20 protein-coding genes and 1 tRNA gene are annotated in these 20,489 nt (G+C 69.4%); 7 read left to right on the top strand and 14 right to left on the bottom strand.

Features of this window, described 5'->3' with window-relative positions; all coding sequences use genetic code 11:
- Positions 1–28: 28 nt before the first annotated feature.
- The 3 genes from ACLQ7T_RS01180 to ACLQ7T_RS01190 are packed head-to-tail and all read right to left on the bottom strand — an operon-like array spanning position 29 to position 2,747.
- Entirely contained in the window at positions 29–1,114 is a 1,086-nt protein-coding gene (locus tag ACLQ7T_RS01180) for a serine hydrolase domain-containing protein (protein ID WP_420477743.1), read from the bottom strand.
- Positions 1,115–1,174: 60 nt separating this feature from the next.
- Positions 1,175–1,981: an AraC family transcriptional regulator gene (locus ACLQ7T_RS01185; RefSeq protein WP_420477744.1), complete on the bottom strand. Its 807-nt coding sequence runs from the start codon at positions 1,979–1,981 to the stop codon at positions 1,175–1,177.
- A 10-nt stretch (positions 1,982–1,991) separates the two neighbouring features.
- Positions 1,992–2,747 (bottom strand): SDR family NAD(P)-dependent oxidoreductase, encoded by a 756-nt coding sequence (locus ACLQ7T_RS01190; RefSeq protein ID WP_420477745.1) that lies wholly within the window; start codon positions 2,745–2,747, stop codon positions 1,992–1,994.
- A 67-nt stretch (positions 2,748–2,814) separates the two neighbouring features.
- Between ACLQ7T_RS01190 and ACLQ7T_RS01195 the strand changes: the two genes are divergently transcribed.
- Complete coding sequence (locus ACLQ7T_RS01195) at positions 2,815–3,072, top strand: CopG family ribbon-helix-helix protein (protein ID WP_420477746.1); 258 nt, start codon at positions 2,815–2,817, stop codon at positions 3,070–3,072.
- Positions 3,069–3,386, top strand: a complete 318-nt coding sequence (locus ACLQ7T_RS01200) for a type II toxin-antitoxin system RelE/ParE family toxin (RefSeq protein ID WP_420477747.1) — start codon at positions 3,069–3,071, stop codon at positions 3,384–3,386. The genes ACLQ7T_RS01195 and ACLQ7T_RS01200 overlap by 4 nt, the downstream gene beginning before the upstream one ends.
- Here the strand turns inward: ACLQ7T_RS01200 and ACLQ7T_RS01205 are convergent.
- From ACLQ7T_RS01205 to radA, 4 genes are read right to left on the bottom strand one after another with little or no spacing between them, the layout of a single operon-like run.
- A complete protein-coding gene (locus ACLQ7T_RS01205) occupies positions 3,380–3,724 on the bottom strand; it encodes a VOC family protein (RefSeq protein ID WP_420477748.1) in 345 nt (114 codons plus the stop codon). The genes ACLQ7T_RS01200 and ACLQ7T_RS01205 overlap by 7 nt on opposite strands.
- 6 nt (positions 3,725–3,730) lie before the next feature.
- On the bottom strand, positions 3,731–5,245 hold the full coding sequence (gene purF, locus ACLQ7T_RS01210; RefSeq protein ID WP_420477749.1) for an amidophosphoribosyltransferase: 1,515 nt from the start codon (positions 5,243–5,245) through the stop codon (positions 3,731–3,733).
- Between the two features lie 28 nt (positions 5,246–5,273).
- On the bottom strand, positions 5,274–5,870 hold the full coding sequence (locus ACLQ7T_RS01215) for a CvpA family protein (RefSeq protein ID WP_420477750.1): 597 nt from the start codon (positions 5,868–5,870) through the stop codon (positions 5,274–5,276).
- Between the two features lie 27 nt (positions 5,871–5,897).
- Positions 5,898–7,262, bottom strand: a complete 1,365-nt coding sequence (gene radA / locus ACLQ7T_RS01220; protein WP_420477751.1) for a DNA repair protein RadA — start codon at positions 7,260–7,262, stop codon at positions 5,898–5,900.
- A gap of 70 nt (positions 7,263–7,332) precedes the next feature.
- Between radA and ACLQ7T_RS01225 the strand changes: the two genes are divergently transcribed.
- Complete coding sequence (locus ACLQ7T_RS01225; protein WP_420477752.1) at positions 7,333–7,680, top strand: hypothetical protein; 348 nt, start codon at positions 7,333–7,335, stop codon at positions 7,678–7,680.
- A gap of 3 nt (positions 7,681–7,683) precedes the next feature.
- On the opposite strand, the gene alr is transcribed toward ACLQ7T_RS01225, so the two are convergent.
- Positions 7,684–8,721 (bottom strand): alanine racemase, encoded by a 1,038-nt coding sequence (gene alr, locus ACLQ7T_RS01230; protein ID WP_420477753.1) that lies wholly within the window; start codon positions 8,719–8,721, stop codon positions 7,684–7,686.
- Between the two features lie 47 nt (positions 8,722–8,768).
- Positions 8,769–9,851 carry an ABC transporter ATP-binding protein gene (locus ACLQ7T_RS01235; protein ID WP_420477754.1) on the bottom strand — a complete coding sequence of 361 codons (1,083 nt, stop codon included), beginning with the start codon at positions 9,849–9,851 and terminating at the stop codon, positions 8,769–8,771.
- Between the two features lie 167 nt (positions 9,852–10,018).
- Here ACLQ7T_RS01235 and ACLQ7T_RS01240 point away from each other — a divergent pair, with 167 nt between their 5' ends.
- Together ACLQ7T_RS01240 and ACLQ7T_RS01245 are read left to right on the top strand one after the other, a co-directional pair.
- Complete coding sequence (locus ACLQ7T_RS01240; protein ID WP_420477755.1) at positions 10,019–10,558, top strand: biliverdin-producing heme oxygenase; 540 nt, start codon at positions 10,019–10,021, stop codon at positions 10,556–10,558.
- A gap of 11 nt (positions 10,559–10,569) precedes the next feature.
- Positions 10,570–12,714: a histidine kinase dimerization/phosphoacceptor domain -containing protein gene (locus tag ACLQ7T_RS01245; protein WP_420477756.1), complete on the top strand. Its 2,145-nt coding sequence runs from the start codon at positions 10,570–10,572 to the stop codon at positions 12,712–12,714.
- On the opposite strand, the gene ACLQ7T_RS01250 is transcribed toward ACLQ7T_RS01245, so the two are convergent.
- Positions 12,715–14,766 carry a DEAD/DEAH box helicase gene (locus ACLQ7T_RS01250; RefSeq protein ID WP_420477757.1) on the bottom strand — a complete coding sequence of 684 codons (2,052 nt, stop codon included), beginning with the start codon at positions 14,764–14,766 and terminating at the stop codon, positions 12,715–12,717.
- Positions 14,767–14,958: 192 nt separating this feature from the next.
- Here ACLQ7T_RS01250 and ACLQ7T_RS01255 point away from each other — a divergent pair, with 192 nt between their 5' ends.
- The gene (locus ACLQ7T_RS01255; RefSeq protein WP_420477758.1) at positions 14,959–16,974 is read left to right on the top strand and encodes a pre-peptidase C-terminal domain-containing protein; all 2,016 of its coding nucleotides are present in this window, start codon (positions 14,959–14,961) and stop codon (positions 16,972–16,974) included.
- A 12-nt stretch (positions 16,975–16,986) separates the two neighbouring features.
- Here the strand turns inward: ACLQ7T_RS01255 and ACLQ7T_RS01260 are convergent.
- From ACLQ7T_RS01260 to ACLQ7T_RS01270, 3 genes are all read right to left on the bottom strand, one after another.
- Positions 16,987–17,061: transfer RNA gene (locus tag ACLQ7T_RS01260), tRNA-Val, on the bottom strand.
- A gap of 74 nt (positions 17,062–17,135) precedes the next feature.
- Positions 17,136–18,425 carry a dicarboxylate/amino acid:cation symporter gene (locus ACLQ7T_RS01265; RefSeq protein ID WP_420469774.1) on the bottom strand — a complete coding sequence of 430 codons (1,290 nt, stop codon included), beginning with the start codon at positions 18,423–18,425 and terminating at the stop codon, positions 17,136–17,138.
- 92 nt (positions 18,426–18,517) lie between these two features.
- Entirely contained in the window at positions 18,518–19,270 is a 753-nt protein-coding gene (locus ACLQ7T_RS01270) for an SDR family oxidoreductase (protein ID WP_420477759.1), read from the bottom strand.
- A gap of 105 nt (positions 19,271–19,375) precedes the next feature.
- Between ACLQ7T_RS01270 and ACLQ7T_RS01275 the strand changes: the two genes are divergently transcribed.
- Entirely contained in the window at positions 19,376–19,783 is a 408-nt protein-coding gene (locus ACLQ7T_RS01275; protein WP_420477760.1) for a winged helix-turn-helix transcriptional regulator, read from the top strand.
- On the opposite strand, the gene ACLQ7T_RS01280 is transcribed toward ACLQ7T_RS01275, so the two are convergent.
- Positions 19,750–20,463, bottom strand: a complete 714-nt coding sequence (locus ACLQ7T_RS01280; protein WP_420477761.1) for an HAD-IA family hydrolase — start codon at positions 20,461–20,463, stop codon at positions 19,750–19,752. The two genes, ACLQ7T_RS01275 and ACLQ7T_RS01280, sit on opposite strands and share 34 nt — an antisense overlap.
- Positions 20,464–20,489: the final 26 nt, after the last annotated feature.

Raw genomic sequence — 20,489 nt, forward strand, 5'->3', positions numbered from 1 at the left:
CTCGCCGGGACGAGCCGCGCCGTCGGGGTCAGAGCAGGGCCGCGAGGGCGTGGGTGCAGATCAGGGTGTCGGCCAGCCCGTGCGGATTGCGCACGCCGTAGTTGGTGGTGGTGACCACGAGGACGACGTTGAGGTCCGGCACGACGACGACCTTGTTGCCGCCGGTCCCGGCCATGGCGAAGGCCTTCAACGGGCGGCCCTCGACTGTATAGGTCGGCAGCCAGGTCAGATAGCCGTAGTCGCCCCGGCCTTCGCCGGCGCCGGCGTGGGGGCTGGTCATGGCGCTGATCCAGTCGGCCGGGAGCACCTGCGTCCCGTTCCAGCGTCCGCCATCCAGCAGGAGCTGGCCCAGCTTCAGCAGGTCGCGGCTGCGCAGGCCCAGACCGCCGCCGCCCTGGGCCAGCCCCATCGGCGAGAACTGCCATTCCTCGCCCTCGATCTGCAGCGGGGCGAACAGGACGTCACGGGCGAAGGTCTGGAGCGGTTGGCCCGTCGCGGACTGGATCGCGGCGCCGAGGGTGGTGACGCCCGCGGTGCAGTAACTGAAGGATCGGCCGTAGGGAGACGCCTCGGGCCTGGGCGCCCATGCCGGGAAACCCCGGATCGGCAGGTCGAAGGCGAATTTCACCCAGTTCTCGATCAGGTACATCCGCTCCTCATTGCCGCGCGAGAAGGAGTTGTCGTCGTCGCACTCCAGCAGGGAGCTCATGGTCAGCAGGTCTTCGACCGTGATCGCGGCCTTGCGCGGATCGGGGTTGTCGAACGGACCCCAGGAGGCGATCAGCGGCTGGACGGGGGTGTCGATGGTCAGATGGCCGCGGGCGACGGCGGCTCCGGCCAGCATGGCGGTCACCGTCTTGGTCGCCGAACGGGTGTTGCGACGGGCCTCGGCGCCGCCGTCGTCGAAATAGGCTTCATGGATCAGGCGGCCGTTCCGGCTGATCAGCACGCTGGTGATCTGCTGGAAGTCGCCGTTGCGAACGGCGGCGTCCATCGCGGTCAGGCGGGCGGCTGCAATGCCCGGCGGCGGGGCAGTCCTCCAGCCGTCATTCTGGGCCCGGACGGGCAGGGCGATCAGCGACAGGACGGCGAGGGCGAGGACGAAAACGCGCACGGAGAGCTCCTTGGGTGGAGACCCGGCGTCTCACGCGCCGGGGCGCGTGTCTTGAACAAATCAAACCCGTCCGTGGATCGCGCCGCGGAAAGCGCCGGGCGTCAGGCCGAAGATGCGGACATATTCCCGGGTCATATGGCTTTGGTCCGCAAAGCCCGCCACGGACGCCGTTTCGGCGAGGTCGCGCCTCGAGGTCAGGGCCTGCATGGCCACGTCGGCCCGGCGGTGACGGATGGCGCTGCCGGGGGATCGACCCAGATGCCGACGCCAGGCGCGGGCCAGATGGACGGGATGCACGCCGATGCGGTCGGCCACGGCGCGGACTTCAAGGCCGGGCGTGCAGGCGAGGTCGGTGATCATCTCGGCGGCGGTTGCGAGCCAGTCCGGCGTATGCCGGGAGCTCTCGATCTCGCCGGCCACGGCCATGCCCAGCGTCAGCGCCGCCTGCTCGACCCGTAGTTCGTCTCCCGGCCTTCCGGACAGGCTGAGCCCCACCAGACGGCGCATCGCCGCCTCGGCCTCGCCGCGCAGGAGGGCGGGATGGGCGACGGCGGTGGGCAGGTCGTCGGGCGCGCTGACCGAAAGGAACAAGCCGCCGGCGACGTCGAAACAGTCGCGGTGCACCACGCCCGGCGGATTGTAGATGGCGCTGCCGCTGCTGAAGACCGCGCGGTCGGTCGCCAGCGGATCACGCGCGAGGCTGCGATAGCCGTCCGCCAGCGGCAGGATGAAATGGGCGTTGTGGTGCGAATGCTCGACCACGGCCTCGGGAGGCAGGGTGGCGACCCGCAGGTCAACGTGAAAACCGCCCGCCTCGACCGAGCGGTTCAACTCTCCCAGAAACTGTCCGTGGGGGAGGCGGCTCATCCGGTCGGGATCAGACCAGCGCCGACGCCTGCGGGCCCGCGTTCCATTCCCTGAAGCTGACCGTCAGCGGGGGCTCGAGGTCCGGGCGGGCCAGTTCGACCACCAGGGGGCCGATGGCCGAGGGGTGGATGTTCTGTTCCGGATCCTCGCCCGGGTAGGCCTGGGCGCGCAGCTGGGTGCGCATGCGGCCGGGATCGAGGATGGCGACGCGGATCGGCATGGATTCGATCTCGTCGGCCCAGCATTTCATCAGGGCCTCGGCGCCCGCCTTGGTCGCCGCATAGGCACCCCAGAAGGCGCGGGGGGCGGTGGCGACGCTGGTGGTCAGATGGATGACCCGCGCGGCGTCGGACGCCTTCAGCAGCGGCTCCAGCGAACGGATCAGGCGATAGACGGCGGTGAAGTTGGTCTTCTCGACCTTGGCGAAGCCGCGCGGGTCCGCGTTCGACACCGGCGTCAGCCCCTCGGCGCCCATGGTGGCGGCGGCGTTGACCCAGATGTCCAGCTTGCCGAAGCGCTCGTACAGGGCGCCGCCCATGCGGTCGATGCCGCCGCCGTCCACGAGGTCGAACGGGATCAGGGTCGCGTGCTGGCCGGTGGCGGCGAAGATGGCGTCATCCAGCTCTTCCAGCGCGCCTTGCGTGCGGGCGGCGGCGATCACGTGAGCGCCGGCCTTCGCCAGGGCGAGAGCACTTTCATAGCCGATGCCGCGCGAGGCCCCGACGACGAGGGCGATGCGGTCTTTCAGGGGGAGGTCGGAAGTCATGGCGGCGTCGTAGGTCTGGCAGCGCGAGGGGTCAACGTGTTACATTGTGTTCTCGTTGGAGATCGGGATGGCCAAGACCGCGACGCTCAATCTGCGTGTCAGCGAGGCGCTGAAGTCCAGGCTCGGCCTGTTCGCGGAGCGGACGCAGCGAACGCCGTCCGCCGTCGCCGAGCGGGCCATGGAGGCCTTTCTGGATCGGGAAATGGAAATGCTCGAGGCGATCGAGCAATCCCGCGAGGATTTCAGCGAAGGTCGGACCGTATCGCATGAGGATGCGATGGCCCGGATCCGCGCGACCCTCGACGGGGGCAGATCAAAGGCGTGAGGGCCGTCCGCTGGTCCGAAACGGCCCTGACCCAGTTCGAGGCCGCCATCTCCTATCTCGCCGAGTGGAATCCGGTCGCGGCAGAGCACCTCGCGGATCGGCTGGAGGAGACCGTCGCTGCGCTCGCGAGGCGTCCGATCGGTCGCCCCGGCTATTGCGAGGGCACCTATGAGAAGTCCGTCGTGAAGACCCCGTACCTGCTCGTCTATTCGCTATTCGGCGGACCCGACGGCGAGCTGCGGATTCACCGGGTCTTCCATACGTCGCAGGACTGGACAGGCTGGACGCCGCATCCGGATGAAGACGCTCAGTAGCCCGCAGCGGGCTTCCACAGGCTGAAGCTGACGCCCTGATCGTCGCAGACGACGACCGAACGGCCCGAGGGGCTGTCGGACGGAATGGCCGCCTTGCCGCCCAGTTCGACCACGCGGGCGCGCAGGGCGTCCACGTCATCGACGCGGAAATACAGGTGGGTGAAGTCCCTGGTCCGCTCGACCTTGGTCAGGCCGAACGCCGGATTGCTGTCGGCGACATGGGCGTAGGCCGGACCCGACGCCGTCTCGTCGAAGCGCCAGCCGAACAGGGCGCCGTAGAAGGCGCGCGCCTTGTCGATGTCGAGGGTGTCGAGCGTGAAGTAGCCGAGCTGGACCATACGGTCCTAAGCGCTCACCAGCAGGGAAAGTTGCCGGGCGCCGTCCTCGCGGCCGCCTTCCTCGATCTCACGGTCCAGCAGACGGGTCGGATAGTCGCCGGTGAAATAGTGGTCCGTGAACTGCGGATTGGCGCTGTCGCGGGCGCCGGCCTCCATCGCCTGGTACAGGCCGTCGACCGACAGGAAGCCGAGCGAATCGACCTCCAGATACTGGCGCATCTCCTCCAGCGTCTTGTTGGCGGCGATCAGCTGGTCGCGTTCGGGCATGTCGATGCCGTAGAAGTCCGGGTACAGGATCGGCGGCGAGGCCGAGCGCAGGTGGACCTCCGTGGCGCCGGCGGCGCGAACGGCGCGCACCAGCTTCACCGAGGTGGTGCCGCGCACGATCGAGTCGTCGATCAGCACGACCCGCTTGCCGGCCAGAACCTCGCGGTTGGGGCTGTGCTTCATACGCACGCCCTTCTGACGGGCGCCCTGGCTCGGCTGGATGAAGGTGCGGCCCAGATAGTGGCTGCGGATGATCCCCATCTCGTAGGGGATGCCGCTCTCCTGGGCGTAGCCGAGGGCGGCGGGGACGCCGGAGTCCGGCACCGGCACGACCACATCGGCCTCGACCGCGTGTTCACGCGCCAGGCCGCGGCCCATGCGCTTGCGCACTTCATAGACAGACTTGCCGTTCACGACGCTGTCGGGGCGCGAGAAGTAGACGTACTCGAACAGGCAGGGCCGCGCGGCCCTGGCCGGGAAGGGCTTCACCGAGCGCAGGCCGTTGTGGTCGATGACGATGACCTCGCCGTTCTCGACATCGCGCTCGAAGGTCGCGCCGATGGTGTCCAGGGCGCAGGTTTCCGAGGCCAGGACCCAGGCGTCGCCCAGACGGCCCAGAACCAGCGGGCGGATGCCCAGGGGATCACGGGCGCCGATCATCTTGGAGCGGGTCTGGCAGACCAGGGCGTAGCCGCCTTCGATCCGGCCCAGGGCGTCGATGAAGCGATCGACGATCTTGGCCTTCCGGCTGCGCGCGATCAGGTGAAGGATGACCTCGGAGTCGGAGGTCGACTGGAAGATGGCGCCTTCCGAAACCAGCTGGCTGTGCAGGTATTTGAAATTGGTCAGGTTGCCGTTGTGGGCGATGGCGATGCCGCCCTGGTCCAGATCGGCGAACATCGGCTGGATGTTGCGCAGGAAGCTTCCGCCGGCGGTGGAGTAGCGGGTGTGGCCCACGGCCGCCGACCCCGGCATGCGCTCCGCCAGATTGGCGCCGCCGAAGGCCTCGCCGACCAGACCCATATGGCGCTCGGTGTGGAAACGGGCGTCATGGACGCTGGCGATGCCGCAGGCTTCCTGGCCGCGGTGCTGCAGGGCGTGCAGGCCCAGGGCGACGATGGAGGAGGCTTCATCCTGATCCGCGCCCCAGACGCCGCAGACCCCGCATTCCAGACGCGGACGGTCGTCGTCGGCGTCGCGGTGATGCTCCCGGTGAACGACCGGGGCGGCGATGGAATGGTCGAGGCGGCTCATCGTGGGACTCCGATGAAGCGGGGGAAGTCTAGCGGGCGGCGGACGCGGGCGAAGTATTGTTTGTTTGGGGCGAGGGCAAGGCTTCTTCTTCGGAAAACCCTTTGCTCACGGACGAAGAGACGACGGGGGTGAGGACGTCGGCGCCCCGGCCGAGGGTCGGCAGGATGATCTGGATCATCCGCGCGGCGCCGGCGGTCAGCGGGCGCAGGGCCGCACCCGTCAGCCAGCCCGGGGTCTTCTCGCCCGGCATGGCCGCGACGATCACGAGGTGGATCGCGCCCAGCAGCACCAGACCCCGCGCCGCGCCGACGAAGACGCCGATGAACCGGTCCACGCCGCCGAGCCGGGGGTGGGCCTGGGCCCGCTTCGACAGGACCGAGCCGAAGATGCGGATGCCGAAATAGATCAGCAGGAAGGAGAGGATGGCCGCGAAGATGGTCCCGGCCCAGTCCGGATTGACCAGGGCCCGGCCCAGGGGCGCGGTCAGCGGCAGGGCCACCAGGGCGATGAAGGCGGCGAGGATGAAGCTGAACAGGGTGATGAGTTCGCGCGTGCCGCCGCGCACCCATCCGGCCGCGGCCGAGGCGATCAGAACCAGAATGGCGACGACGTCGAAACCGTTCATGCGCGCTCTAAACCCGGACGTTCCGCCTCAATAGCGGTTTTGCGAGATTCGTTCGACCGCCTCGCTGAGTCGGTTCAGCGCTGTGACCTTTACGCCCTTGTCCTTTACGGACAGTGCGGGAGACAGGGCCTGGTCGAAGCCGAGCTTCCGGGCCTCGCGCAGGCGGGCCTCGGCGCGGCCGACGGCGCGGACCTCGCCCGACAGGCTGATTTCCCCGAACACCACGCAGCCCTGCGGCAGGGGCATGTCCATCGCAGAGCTGATCAGGGCCGCCGCGGCCGCGAGGTCCGCCGCCGGCTCGTTGATCCGCAGGCCGCCGGCGACGTTCAGATAGACGTCCTGATCGCCGAAGCTGATGCCGCACCGGGCCTCCAGCACCGCCAGGATCATGGCCAGGCGGCCGGTGTCCCAGCCGACGACGGCGCGGCGCGGCGTGCCGTAGGCGGATTTGGAGACGAGGGCCTGAATCTCGACGAGCACGGGCCGCGAGCCCTCGATGCCGGCGAAGACCGCCGCGCCGGGCGCGCGTTCCCTGCCTTCGCCGAGGAAGAGGGCCGACGGATTGCTGACCTCGCGCAGGCCGCCGTCGCCCATTTCGAACACGCCGATCTCGTCGGTGGCGCCGAAGCGGTTCTTGCCCGCGCGCAGGATGCGGAAGGGGTAGCCGCGCTCGCCCTCGAAGCTGAGCACGGCGTCGACCATGTGCTCGACCACGCGCGGACCCGCCACCTGGCCGTCCTTGGTGACGTGGCCGACCAGAATGACCGCCGGGCCGCCCGACTTGGCCAGACGCACCATCTCGCTGGCGCAGGCGCGGACCTGGGTGACCGAGCCGGGGCCGGCCTCATGCACGTCGGACCAAAGGGTCTGGATGGAATCGACGATGACGATGTCGAAGGTTTCGCGCTTCAGCGTGCCGAGGATGTCCCGAAGGGCGGTGGCCGAGGCCAGTTCGACCGGCGCCTTCTCGAAGCCCATGCGTCGGGCGCGGGAGCGGATCTGCTCCACCGCCTCCTCGCCGGAGATATAGGCGACGCGGCGACCGGCGAGGGCGGCCCTGGCGGCCACCTCGAGCAGCAGGGTCGACTTGCCGACGCCGGGATCGCCGCTGAGCAGCAGGGCCGAGCCCGGCACCACGCCGCCGCCGCAGACCCGGTCGAACTCGGTCACGCCGGTGACGATGCGCGGGGGCTCGGGCGTGTCGGACTGCAGGGTTTCGAAGCTGAGGCCGCGCGCCCGGCTGGTCACGGCCGGCTTCAGAGCGCCGGGCGGGGCCGAGCGGCTCTCCGCGACGATGGTGTTCCATTCGCCGCACGCGCTGCATTGCCCGGACCATTTGCCGTGCACCGCCCCGCAGGACTGACAAACATGGATTGCGCCGTCTTTCGCCATGCGGTTGGCTTACAGGAATCGGCGCGGCCGGGGCAGGGGGCCTCGAAAGCCGTACGTCCGAAAATGACGCATGGGCTTCATGGCGCTGACAACCTTTTTCGCCCTGTTCGGAGCGGCATGGCTCAGCGCTGCCCTCTACATCGGCAGCACCCTCATGCTGGACCGGCGGATCAGGGCGCTGAAGGATCTGGGACGAGCGGGGGATGTGCCCAATTCTTCCCTCACGACCGGGAATGTCCTCGATGCCATACGGTATGTTCAATGGCTGTTGAGCGGGCGCTATCAGGACCTGAACGATGAAATCGTGACGCGCTGGTCAGGTCTTGCCCGGGTCTTCTTCCTCGCGACCTTGCCGCTGTTTCTGACCGTGCTGTGTGTGGTGCTGACCCAGAAGGACGCCTTGAACGCCCAGTTCTGACCGTCAGCCGACGTAAAGGCGCGGGACCCGCAGTGTGATCGAGGTCAGCAGCTCGTAGCTGATGGTGCCCGCTGCCGAGGCCGCGTCGTCCAGCAGGCGGTTGGGGCCGAACAGCTCGACCCTGTCGCCGACCGAGACATCCAGGTCCCCGATGTCGACGGCGCAGACGTCCATCGAGACCCGGCCGACGATCGGGCGCAGGGCGCCGCCGACGAAGACCTGTCCCCCGGGGCTGTAGCTGCGCAGGAGGCCGTCAGCATAGCCGGCCGCGCAGGTGGCGATGCGGGTCGGGGCCCCGGCCCGGAAGCCGCGCGAATAGCCGACCGTCTCGCCCGCGGGGACGTCGCGCACCTGCAGCACCTCGGCCTGGAGGGTCGCGACCGCCCGGATGCGGGGATCGGGACGGCCTTCAGGCCCGCCGCCGTAGAGGCAGATGCCGGGACGCAGGGCGTCGAAGGCGTAGTCGGGGCCCAGGAAGACGCCGCCGGAGTTGGCGAACGAGCGCGTGGCGCCCGGATAGCGCTGCGCCGCCGCGGCGAAGGCGTCGCGCTGGCGGGCGTTCATCGGCTCCGCCGGGGCGTCGGAACAGGCCAGGTGGCTGAGGACGAGGGTCAGGCCCTCGAACGGCCCGGGCGCGTCCTCGGGGCGGAAGCCCAGCCGGTTCATGCCGGTGTCGATCTGCAGGCCGCAGGCGCCGCCGTTGGCCGTCCGCCACTCGGCCAGCTGGGCGGGGGTGTTCAGCACCGGCCGCAGATCGGCGGCGATGAGACGGGAGGCGTGACCGGTCAGGCAGCCGTCCAGGACATGGATCACCGGCTCGGGGCCAAGCGCCGTGCGCAGGGCCTCGCCCTCGGCGGCCCGGGCGACAAAGAAGGTGCGGGCTCCCTCGGTCATCAGACGGGCCGCGCAGGCGATGGCGCCGAGGCCATAGCTGTCGGCCTTGACCACGGGGTGCACAGGGGCGCCGCCCACGGCCTGAAGCGTGTGGAAGTTGGCGGCGAGCGCGTTGAGGTCGATGGTCAGCGTGGCCGGGGAGGGCATGGCTCCATCTAGAAGCCTGACCTTGTGCGACGCAACACGCGTTCCGCTCAGAGACGCTCGAAAGCGGCGCCGGAAGCGTCGAAGAGGTGCGCCTGCCCGGCCGGAACCGCCAGCTGGAGGGTGTCGCCGGTCTTCGGCCGGAGGTCGCCGGGCAGTTGCAGCGTCAACGCCGCGTCCCCGTAGGCGACATAGGCGAAGGTGGCGTGACCCAGGGTTTCGGCGAAGGTCACCGTGCCGGTGACGCCGCCCGTCTTGCCGGACGTGGTCAGATGTTCGGGGCGGATGCCGACGGTGACGGCGTCGCCGACGCCGGCGGACGAGGCGTCGACCGCGATCTTCAGGGTGTCGCCCTGCGCCGTCTTCACCGTCGCGCCCCCGGCGTCGGCGGTGACGATCTGCGCCGGGATCAGGTTCATTTTCGGGCTGCCGATGAACTCGGCGACGAACAGGTTGCGGGGGCGCTCGTAGAGCTCCATCGGTGCGCCGACCTGCTCGATGACGCCGCCGTTCAGGACCACGATCCGATCGGCCAGGGTCATGGCCTCGACCTGGTCGTGGGTGACGTAGATCATGGTGGTCTTCAGACGTTCATGCAGGGCGGCGAACTCGTAACGCATGCGCACCCGCAGGGCCGCGTCGAGGTTGGACAGGGGCTCGTCGAACAGGAAGACGGCGGGCTCGCGCACAATGGCCCGGCCGATGGCGACGCGCTGGCGCTGGCCGCCGGACAGGGCCTTGGGCTTGCGTTCCAGGTAGTCGGCGATGTTCAGCGTCTCGGCGGCGGCGCGGACGCGGCGGTCGATCTCCGCCTTATCTGCTTTCGCAAGTTTCAGGCCGAAGGCCATGTTTTCATACACAGTCATGTGCGGGTAGAGCGCATAGGACTGGAACACCATGGCGACGCCGCGGTCCGAAGGCGACAGGGCGTTGACGGCGCGTCCTCCGATGGCGATGTCGCCGCCCGAGGCGTCCTCCAGGCCGGCGATGGTCCGCAGCAGGGTGGATTTGCCGCACCCGGAGGGGCCGACGAAGACGACGAACTCGCCGTCCGCGATGTCGAGGTCGATTCCCTTCAGCACCTCGGTCGTCCCGAACCGCTTGGTTACGCCGGTCAGCCGGACGTCCGCCATGTTTCCTGCCCATGCAACTGATTGACTCGCGGCGTTGATCGCCGTCTGAGCCTTGTGAGGGCAACGTAAACGGTTACACGCCCGGATCAATGGGTTCGGAAAGGGCGTGACACCGCCGCAAGGTCTGTTACGGATAATGCATGTCACTCTCAAAACCTCTCGTCGCCGTGCGCGAAGCGACCGCCGAAATCCACTCCGCGATCGAGGTGGAGGCGGATGTGGAGCGTCGATTGCGCGACCTGACCGAACGCCCGGCGATGGTGGGGCGCTTCCATCGGCTGCATCAGGCGGTCGAGGCCGCCGTCGCCCCGTGGCGGGCGCATTTCGAGGCGGACGGCTATGGCCCGGACCGACGATCGATCCTGATCCTGGCCGGACTCGACGCCCTCGGTGCGCCGACGCCGGCGCCGGTTACGACCCGGGCGCCGGCGTCGTACGGGGAGGCCATGGGGTGGGTCTATGTGGCCGAAGGGTCCATGCTGGGCGGCCGGGTTATGCGCAAGGCCATGGTTCGCGACGGCATCCCACTGACGGGTCTCGATTTTCTTGATCCGTGGGGCGATGAAACCGGATTGCGTTGGCGCGCGTTCTTGAACACGATGGAGTCTGCGTGGACCTCGGGGCGAGCCGCGCAGGACGACATCGTGAAGGGCGGCAAGGACGCGTTCGACCTGGCCTTCGGAGTTCTGGTTCCACCCGCCCGGTAGAGCGTGCCTGTATGTCCGACATCGCGGCCGACCAGCGTCTGAGCCTGAACGACTGCGACCGCGAGCCGATCCACGTTCCCGAAGCGATTCAGCCGCACGGCCTGCTTTTCGTCGTTTCCCCCGAGTCGCTGGCCGTTCGCCGTGAAGCGGGGCGGACGGCGTCGGTGACGGGCCGTGAGAGCTGGCTCGGCGATTCCCTGGAAGCTCTCGTCGGGGCGACCGTCGCCGGACGCCTTCGCCGCGCGGCGGTTGCGGGCGAGTCGGGATTCGTCGGGCGCTGGCGCGGCGAGGACGGGCTGGACTACGACGTCATCGTGCATCGTCGTGACGCGGATCTGGTGGTCGAGATCGAGGAGGGTTCGCCGGCGGCGCAGCCCGGCGTCGAGCTGATCAGCCGGCTGGACGCCGCGGGCATGGCGCTGGAGCGGGCGACGAGCGTCCGCGCGGTGTGCGAGCGGGCGGCGGAGGCCTTCCGTGACCTGACCGGCTTTGACCGGGTGATGATCTACCGCTTCCTCGAGGACGAGGCGGGACAGGTGGTGGCGGAAGCCCGCTCCGCCGGGGTCGAGTCGTTCCAGAACCACCATTTCCCGGCCACGGACATTCCGCGTCAGGCGCGCGCCCTCTATCTCCGCAATCCGGTCCGGGTCATTCCGGACGCCCGCTACACCCCGGAGCCGCTTCGGCCGGCGAGCCCTGACGCGCCGCTGGACATGAGCGATTGCGGCCTGCGCAGCGTGTCGCCGGTCCACCTTCAGTATCTGGCGAACATGGACGTCCGGGCTTCGGCCTCGGTGTCGATCATCGTCGACGGGGAGCTCTGGGGGCTGGTGGCCTGCCACAGCGCCACGCCGCACCGGTTGCCGTTCGAGTTGCGGACCGCCGCGGCGACTCTCGCCCGGGGACTGGCGCGCCAGCTCAAGAGCAAGGGCGACGCCGAGCTCTATCGGGACCGGACGCGACTGCGTCAGCTCGAGGACGAACTGATCGGGCGCCTCCCGATCGACCGCCCGCTGGTCGAGGCCCTGTCGCGCAACGCGCGCGATCTGGCGGACCTCGTGGATGCGGACGGCGTGGCCATTCTGGGCGAGGGCGGCTGGCGCCGGTTCGGCGTGACGCCGCCCGAGGATGCGGTCGAAGGGCTCGCGCGCTGGGTCGCGGACCAGCCGGGTCTGCGGCCGGTCGCTACCCATGCCCTGTCCCAGCGACGGCCGGAAGCGGCTGACTGGACCGCGTCCGGCAGCGGTCTGCTGGCGGTGCATGTCCAGGGGGATCAGCCGCTGACGATCCTCTGGTTCCGGGCCGAGATCATCGAAACGATCCGCTGGGCGGGGGATCCGTCGACGGCGCGCAAGAGCGCCGGCGCCGGCGTCCTGACGCCCCGGAACTCCTTCGAGGCCTGGTCAGAGACGGTGCGGGGGCGGTCCCGGCGCTGGACGCCGGCCCAGATCGAATCCGCCCTTCGCCTGCGGGACGCCCTGATCGACTTCGCGGCGGTAAGCCAGCTGCGGAGCCTCAACCGGTCCCTGCAGGCCTCGTTGAGCGAGCGGGATCTGCGGCTGGAACAGCAGGAGTTCCTGATCCGCGAGGTCAATCACCGGGTCCAGAACAGCCTGACCCTGGTGTCGTCCTTCCTCGGCCTGCAGGCGCGGCAGGCCGACACCGCATCGCAGACCCAGTTGCTGGAGGCCCGGCGGCGGGTGCGGGCGGTGTCCATGGTGCACAGCCGCCTGTACCGGGCGGAGACCGGCTCAACGGTCGATCTGGAGCGCTACTTCGTCGAACTGATCGATGACCTCGGCGCCTCGGTCGGAGCGGACTGGAGCGCCCAGCTCGAACACGATCTGACGCCGGTCGCGATCGAGGCCGGACGGGCGGTGACCCTCGGCCTGATCCTGACCGAACTGATCATCAACGCCCAGAAATACGCCTACGACGGCGCGCCCGGACCGATCCGCGTCCGTCTTGAGGAAGACGGCCACGCGCTCCGCCTTGTGGTGGAGGATTCCGGCAAGGGCGGCCATACCGTCGGCCAGGGCTTCGGCTCGATGATGATCGGCAGTCTGGTCACCCAGCTGAACGGCCGTCTCGACTATCGGTACGGCGCGCCGGGCCTTCACGCGGTGCTGAAGGCTCCGATCGGCGCAGAGACCTGATCAGCCGCGCGGCTTGCCCTTGAAGGGCTTGCCGCCGGGCTTCCTGAACCCGGGCTTGGGCTTGCCGGTCCAGGGGCGGTCGCCACCGGCTGCGGCGCCGTCGGTGCGGGGCTGCCAGGGCTTCTTGTCGCCCTTGGGCTTGTCCACCCACGGCTTTTTGCCTTCCGGGGTCGGCGCGTCCTTGGTGCGCTTCACCCATTTCGGCTTGCCGCCGGCGTCCTCGGCCGGCGCGTCGGCCCGATCCGTGCGCGCGGCCCACGGCTTCTTCGGCGCATCGCCGTCGGCGCGGTCCTCGCGGGCCTTCCACGGCTTCTTCGAGCCTTCGCCGTCGAAACGGGGCTTGCGGAACGGCTTGTCGCCGCGATCCGGACGATCCCCCCCGCGCTCACCCTGCGGCTTGTCCCACCTGCGCAGGCTCTTCTCGCCCGGAGCCGGGGCGACGGCCTCCTGGATGGTCACGCCCTCGTCGTTCGATTGAGCCATCGCCGCGCGGAATTTGGCCTCGGCGTCTGCGGTGATCTCGAACTTGGTCTCGCGGTCGAAGATCTTGATCGAGCCGACGTCGCGCTTGGTGACGTGGCCCAGACGGCAGATCAGCGGCAGCAGCCACTTCGGATCCGCGTTCTTCTCGCGGCCGATGTTGACGCGGAACCAGGTCATGTCGCCGCCGCGGGCGAAGTCGACCAGCGGGCCGTCCTTCTGGCCGCGCTCGTTGCGGCCGGTTTCCTGGGCGCGCTTCATGCGCTCGTCGTCCTGCACGTCCTCGGGCGGGGGCAGCTTCTCGCGGTACAGGCGGATCAGGGCGGCGGCGACGTGCTCGGGCGAGGTCCGCTCCAGCAGCTCCTTGCCGATGGCGATCGACTCCTCGTCGGCCTCGGCCATCAGGATCGGATCGGTGAGCATCCGCTCATGGTCCTTGGCGCGGATGGCGTCGGCGGACGGGGCGCCGGACCATTCCGCCTTGATGGAGGCCGAGTTCAGCATCATCTCGACCTTGCGACGACGCGTGTGGCTGACCATCAGGACCGAGACGCCCTTCTTGCCCGCGCGACCGGTCCGGCCCGAACGGTGCAGCAGGGTGGCCTTGTTGACCGGGATTTCGGCGTGGATGACCAGGCCCAGGTCGGGCAGGTCGAGACCGCGGGCGGCGACGTCGGTGGCGACGCAGACGCGGGCGTGCCCGTCGCGCAGCGCCTGCAGGGCCTCGGAGCGCAGGGACTGGGTCAGTTCGCCCGACAGGCCGACGACCGAGAAGCCGCGCTCACGCAGCGAGGCCGTCAGATGCTTCACCCGTTCACGGGTGTTGGCGAACACCAGGGCGCCGGGGCTTTCGAAATAGCGCAGGACGTTGACGACGCCGTGTTCGATCTCGTGCGGGGCGATGCGGATCGCCTTGTATTCGATATCGCCGTGCGAGGCGTTCTTGACCACGGTGTCGATGCGGAAGGCGTCGCGCTGGTAGGTCTTGGCCAGTTCGGCGATGTCGCGCGCGATGGTGGCCGAGAACAGCAGGGTGCGGCGCTCGACCGGGGCCTGGTCGAGGATGAAGGTCAGGTCTTCCTGGAAGCCCATGTCCAGCATCTCGTCCGCCTCGTCGAGGACGACGACCTTCAGCTCGGACAGGTCCAGGGCGTCGCGCTCGATGTGGTCCTTCAGGCGGCCGGGCGTGCCGACGACGATGGCGGCGCCGCGTTCCAGCACCCGGCGCTCGGCGCGGGGGTCCATGCCGCCGACGCAGGTCGCGATCTTCGCGCCCGTCCGCGCGTACAGCCACTCCAGTTCCTTCGATACCTGCAGCGCAAGCTCGCGGGTCGGGGCGATGACCAGGGCGACCGGGGCGGCGTTGTCCTCGAATCGCTCGGCCTCGCCCAGCAGGGTCGGAGCCATGGCCAGGCCGAAGGCGACGGTCTTGCCCGACCCGGTCTGGGCCGAGACCAGCAGGTCGCGGCCGGATTCGGCCTCCAGCACGGCGGCCTGGACGGCGGTGGGCTCGGCATAGCCGCGTTCGGAAAGCGCGCGGTCGAGCGCGGGATGGCTGGCGGGGAAGGGCATGGGCAGGGTCCGTAGGGCGCCGGAGCGGCGCGCGCCAGCCTTTCCGGCAGGCGAAGGGCGGGGCGTGTGCGCTGCAATAAAGGCGGAAGCGCGGCCCTCATAGCGCCGGTCTGCCGATTTCTGACGGTGTGGCGCATCGGCGCTGACAATCCGCCCGTCCCGGGGCAAGCTGGGCCGGTAGGGGAATTACCGATGCTGCGCACCATACTCGTCGCCACCACAGCCTTGACCGTCCTGACGACGCCCGCGTCGGCGCAGCAGCGTCCGCGGGATACGCCGCCGGTGTCGTCGCCGCGCCAGCCGACCGCGCCCGCGATCCTGCCGGGCCGGTCCGATCAGCCGTCCGCGGCCATCCGGCCGGGGCAGACCGTGCGCGGGCGACTCGAGCGGGGCGACAACACCCTGGACAGCGGCGAGTTCGTTGACCGCTACGTCTTTCAGGCGCGGCGGGGCGAGGTGTTCGAGGCGGCTCTGTCCGGGACGGGGCTGGATCCCTACCTGCTGGTGCGCGGCGCCGGGGGGCTGTCGGAGGACAACGATGACGACGCCGGGTCGCGCGACAGCCGTCTGAGGTTCACCGTCGCGGCCGACGGCGAGGTGACCCTGGGCGCGACCACCTATCAAACCGGCGAGACCGGCAGCTACGCCCTGACCCTGCGGGAAATCGGCGGGCGGGGCGCGGCGCGGGAGGGCGATCCGCGGCGGGACGAACGCTCCGCGAGCCGGGAATCGATCCGGATCGGGCAGACCGTCAGCGGCGCGCTGGCTCCGGGGGACGCGACCCTGAACAGCGGCGAGTTCGTGGACAGCTGGACCTTCGACGGGCGGCGCGGCCAGCGACTGGACATCCAACTGGGCTCCACCGCCTTCGATCCCTATGTGGCGATTACCGGCCCCGGCGGCTTCTCCGAGTTCAATGACGATGACGCGACCCGTTCGGGATCGCGCGACAGTCGCCTGCAGGTCACCTTGCCGGCGGACGGCGAGTACGTGATCTCGGCCACCAGCTACGAGCCGGGAGAGCGGGGCGCGTACCGGCTGTCGGTGGCGGACGGAGAGGGGGCCGGGAAACCGCCCACGCCGCCGGTTCATCCGTCCGAGCAGGCGTCGCCGGGCGGCGAGATCCGGATCGGCCAGACCATCGGCGGCGCCCTTTCGCCGGGCGACGAGACCCTGGACAGCGGCGAGTATTTCGACCGTTACACCTTCACCGGTCGCCGGGGAGAACGGGTGGCGGTGGAGCTGACGTCGGCCGCCTTCGACGCCTACACCATCGTCCGGACGCCGTCGGGCGAGCAGTTCGACAACGATGACGGCGAGGACGGCACCGACAGCCGCCAGCAGCTGATCCTGCCGGAGGACGGGGAGTATGTGGTGCAGGTCACCTCCTACCGGCCCGGTGAGACCGGCTCCTACCGCTTCACCGTCGAGCCCGGGCGCGAATCCGCGCGTCAGGCGTCGGCGCCCGGCGGGCGACGCATCTTCGCCGTCATGGTGGGGGTCTCGGACTATGGCGGGACCCAGAACGACCTGCCGTTCACCGACGAGGACGCCCGCAAGCTGGCCGAGGCCCTGGACGAGGGCGGCGCCCTGAACGAGTCCAGCGTGGTGCTGACCAATGCGCAGGCCACCGTCGGCGGCGTGCGGGACGCCTTCCGCCGGGTGGCGGCGGAGGCCGGGCCGGACGACCTGTTCCTGTTCTTCTTCTCGGGGCACGGCAACCAGACCGAGACGCCGGTCAGCGGCGTCGAGCCCGACGGGCGCAGCGAGACCCTGGTCCTGCGCGACGGCGAGATCAGCGACACCGAATTGGGCGATCTGTTCGGGCGGCTGAACACCCGCCTGTCGTTGCTGGTGATCGACGCCTGCTTCTCGGGCGGATTCGCGCGCAATGTCGTCGACCGTCCCGGCGTCATGGGCCTGTTCAGTTCCGAGGAGGACCTGACCAGCGCGGTGGCCAGCAAATTCCGCGCGGGCGGATACCTGTCGCACTTCCTGCGCGAGGGCATGGTCGGGGGCGCTGATCTGGACGGGGACCGTCTGGTCACGGCGGGCGAGCTGTCCACCTGGCTGCGTCGCCAGTTCCGCGTCGAGGTCGAGGACGTCGAGTCGGAAACCCAGGACGGCCAGCGCAACTACCAGAACCTGGTCATCGACCGCGGCGGCGTGCAGGTGGACGACGTGATCGTCCGTCTGCCGGCGTCATAGGGGGAGGGGAAATGGTGGATGTGACAGGGATTGAACCTGTGACCCCCTCGGTGTGAACGAGGTGCTCTCCCGCTGAGCTACACATCCATCTTTCGGGCCCGAAAGGCCGTTGGCCGACCGGGGAGGCGGGGACATAGCCCGACCTCTCGGATGGTGCAAGCCTAGATGCCCGAAGCTTTCACCGTCTCCGGCGATTCCGCGTCCGGATCACCCGGCAGCCAGGCCACGCGGCCGTCGTAGATGTCGGTGTTGAGGATCTTCTCCTCCCTCGCCACCAGCACCGGCACCAGCATCTGGCCGGTGACGTTGGTCGCCGTGCGCATCATGTCGATGATCCGGTCGATGGCGACGATGTAGCCGATTCCCTCCAGCGGCAGGCCGGCGGTGGCGAGGGTCAGGGTCAGCATGACGATCGAGGTGCCGGGCACGCCCGCCGTGCCCAGGGAGCCGAGAACCGCCGTCAGGCCGATCAGGACGTACTGGGTCAGGCTGAGGTCGATCTTGAAATACTGGGCGATGAAGATGGCCGCGATGGCCGGATAGATGGCCCCGCAGCCGTCCATCTTGACGCTGGCGCCCAGGGGCACGGCGAAGGCGGCGTAGGCCTGGGGCACGCCGAGGCGCTCGACGGTCTGGCGCAGGGTGACGGGCAGGGTGCCCAGCGAGGAGGAGGTGGCGAAGGCTGTCTGCATGGCCGCGAAGGCCCCGCGGAAGAAGCTGGTCGCCTTCAGCCCGTGCAGCTTCAGCAGGCCGGAGTAGACGATCAGGATGTGGAACAGGCAGGCCGCGTAGATGGCGAAGATGAATTTGCCCAGCGGCAGCAGGGCCTCCCAGCCGTAGCCGCCGACGACCGAGCCGATCAGGCCGAACACGCCGATGGGGGTCAGCTGGATCACCCAGCGGGTGATGCGGAAGACGACGGCCGCCCCTTCATCGACCAGCCGACGCACCGTCTGCGCCCGGTCGCCCAGCACGACCAGGGCCGCGCCGACGAGGGCGGAGAAGAAGATGATCTGCAGCACCTTGCCTTCGCTCAGGGCGGCGAAGGGGTTGGTCGGGACCACGCCGATCAGGACTTCCAGCGGGGTCGGGATCACCCGCTCGCGAACCTCGCCCAGAGGCAGGCCGCTCAGGCCCAGGCCCGGATTGACCAGATGGCCGACGGCGAAGCCGACCAGCACAGCCAGCAGGGAGGTGACGGCGAACCAGACCACGGTGCGCACGGCCAGCCGGACGGCGCCCACGCCTTCGCCCAGCCTGGCGATGGAACTGGCGATGGTGAACAGCACCAGGGGCGCGACCACCATGCGGATCAGGTTCAGATAGACGTCGCCGATCGGCGCCAGCCAGACCTCGGCCTGCTCCCTCAGGATCAGGCCCGCGATGATGCCGAGCGCGAAGCCCGCGGCGGTGCGCTGCCAGAGCGGAATGGCGAAGAAGCGACGAAGCATGCGGACGGCCTTGGGGAGGGCAGGGCCGTCCTACATGTTGACGCCGGAGCCGAACCGCAACCGCTTCGGCTGCGATCCGGCGATTTCGGCGGTCAGTGCGTGCCGTCGTTGAGGATCGAATAGACCCTGGCGTAGTCGCCCCGCCCCTCCGCGCCGCGCAGGAATTTCACCCGCTCGACCAGGATTTCGTCCAGGCCGCCGGTCTCGAACAGCGACAGGCTTTCGGCGGTGAAGTCCGCCAGCGGCATGGAGTTGGGGTTCTGCGCATGGCCCGGCATCAGATCGGTGGCCACGGCGGGCGGCGCCCATTCCAGAACCTCGACCGAGGTGTCCTTCAGCTGGGTGCGCAGAGACTGGCTCCACGAGTGGATGGCCGCCTTGGTGGCCGAATAGGTCGGGGTGGCGGTCAGGGGCACGAAGGCCAGGCCCGAGGAGACGGTCACCACGGTCGCCTTCGGTTTCGACTTGAGGTGCGGCAGCAGGGCCGCCGTCAGCCGGATCGGGCCCAGCAGGTTGATGGCGATGGTCTGTTCGGCCACGGCCAGGTCGACCGGATCGGCGGCGAGGTCCTCGGCCACCATGATCCCGGCGTTGTTGATGACGACGTTCAGGTCGGGGTGGGCCGCCACAACGCGCGCGGCGAAGGCGGTCACGTCGGCGGCGTCGGCGACGTCCAGGATCTCGACGGCCATGCCGGGATTGGCGGCGGCGACGGCCTCGAGCGCGTCACGGCGGCGACCGGCGATGATGACCTTCGCCCCGCGCGCCTGCAGGGCCTCGGCCATGGCCTTGCCGATGCCCGAGCCGCCGCCGGTGATCAGGATGGTGTCGTTGCGGGTGTCCATGGGAGTGCTCCTTGGTCTGGAAGTCCGATGGGCGATCATCTATAGCTGACACTCTCCATCAGAAAGTAGGCACCGAAATGTGCCGTACTTACCGAAAGGAAAGTTATGGCTGCCGAAGGCGCTCGGGCCCATAGTCGTCCCGATTATCCGCCGCTCGACCCGCGTGTGGAGGCGCTGGTCAATGACGTCATCGGCCGCGTGGCCGACAAATGGACGATGATCGTGCTGGAGGTGCTGACCGAGCACGGCGAGCTGCGCTTCACCCGGATCGGCGAGCTGAGCGGCGGGATCAGCCAGAAGATGCTGACCCAGACCCTGCGGCAGATGGAGCGGGACGGCCTGCTGATCCGGACGGTCCATCCCGTCGTCCCGCCGCGCGTGGAATACCGGCTGACCGATCTGGGCTTCACCCTGTCGGAGGCCTTCTGCGGCGTCTGGCTGTGGGCCGAGAAGAACCTCGACCGGATCGAGGCGTCGCGTCAGGCGTTCGACGCGGCCAGGGCGGCGGGCTGAGCGGCGAAGGCGGCCACCAGTCCCTCGATCTCGCTGAACCGGTCGATCAGAACCGTGCCGCCCAGGTCGGCGTGCGGGATCGGGCTGTAGCCGAAGGTGCAGACGATGCAGGGCAGGCCCGCGTCGCGCGCCGCGCCCGTGTCGGGCGCCGCATCCCCGACCATGACCGCCCGCTCAGGATCGCCGCCGGCCATCCGCACCGCCTCGATCAGATGGGCGCCGGAGGGTTTGCGGGCGCTGACCCTGTCCGGCCCGACGATGGCGGCGAAATGCCGGGTCAGGTCCAGCTTTTCCAGAAGAATTTCAGACAGGTCCGTCCGCTTGTTCGTCGCCACGCACAGGACGGCGCCGCGCGCCGCCAGCCGTTCCAGCGTCTCCACCACGCCGGGGAAGGGCTTCGAATGGTCGGCGATGTGCGCGACATAGTCGGCCAGGAATTCCTCGAACAGCGCGGGGGCGTGCGCCTCGTCCCAGCTCGCGCCCGCCCGTTCGAACCCGTGCTGCAGCAGGGCCCGCGCCCCGCCGCCGATCAGCTCCGACGCACTCTCCATCGGGGCCTCGGGCAGGCCGTGCCTGACCAGCATCCGGTTCAGCGTCCCGACCAGATCCTGGTGGGTCTCGACCAGCGTCCCGTCGAGGTCGAAGGCCACGGTCCAGCCTTCGAGGTCGCGCGTTGTCATGGCCCTGTCTCCCGTCGCCGGTTTGG

It is taken from the genome of Brevundimonas sediminis, assembly GCF_048799765.1.
Lineage (GTDB): Bacteria > Pseudomonadota > Alphaproteobacteria > Caulobacterales > Caulobacteraceae > Brevundimonas.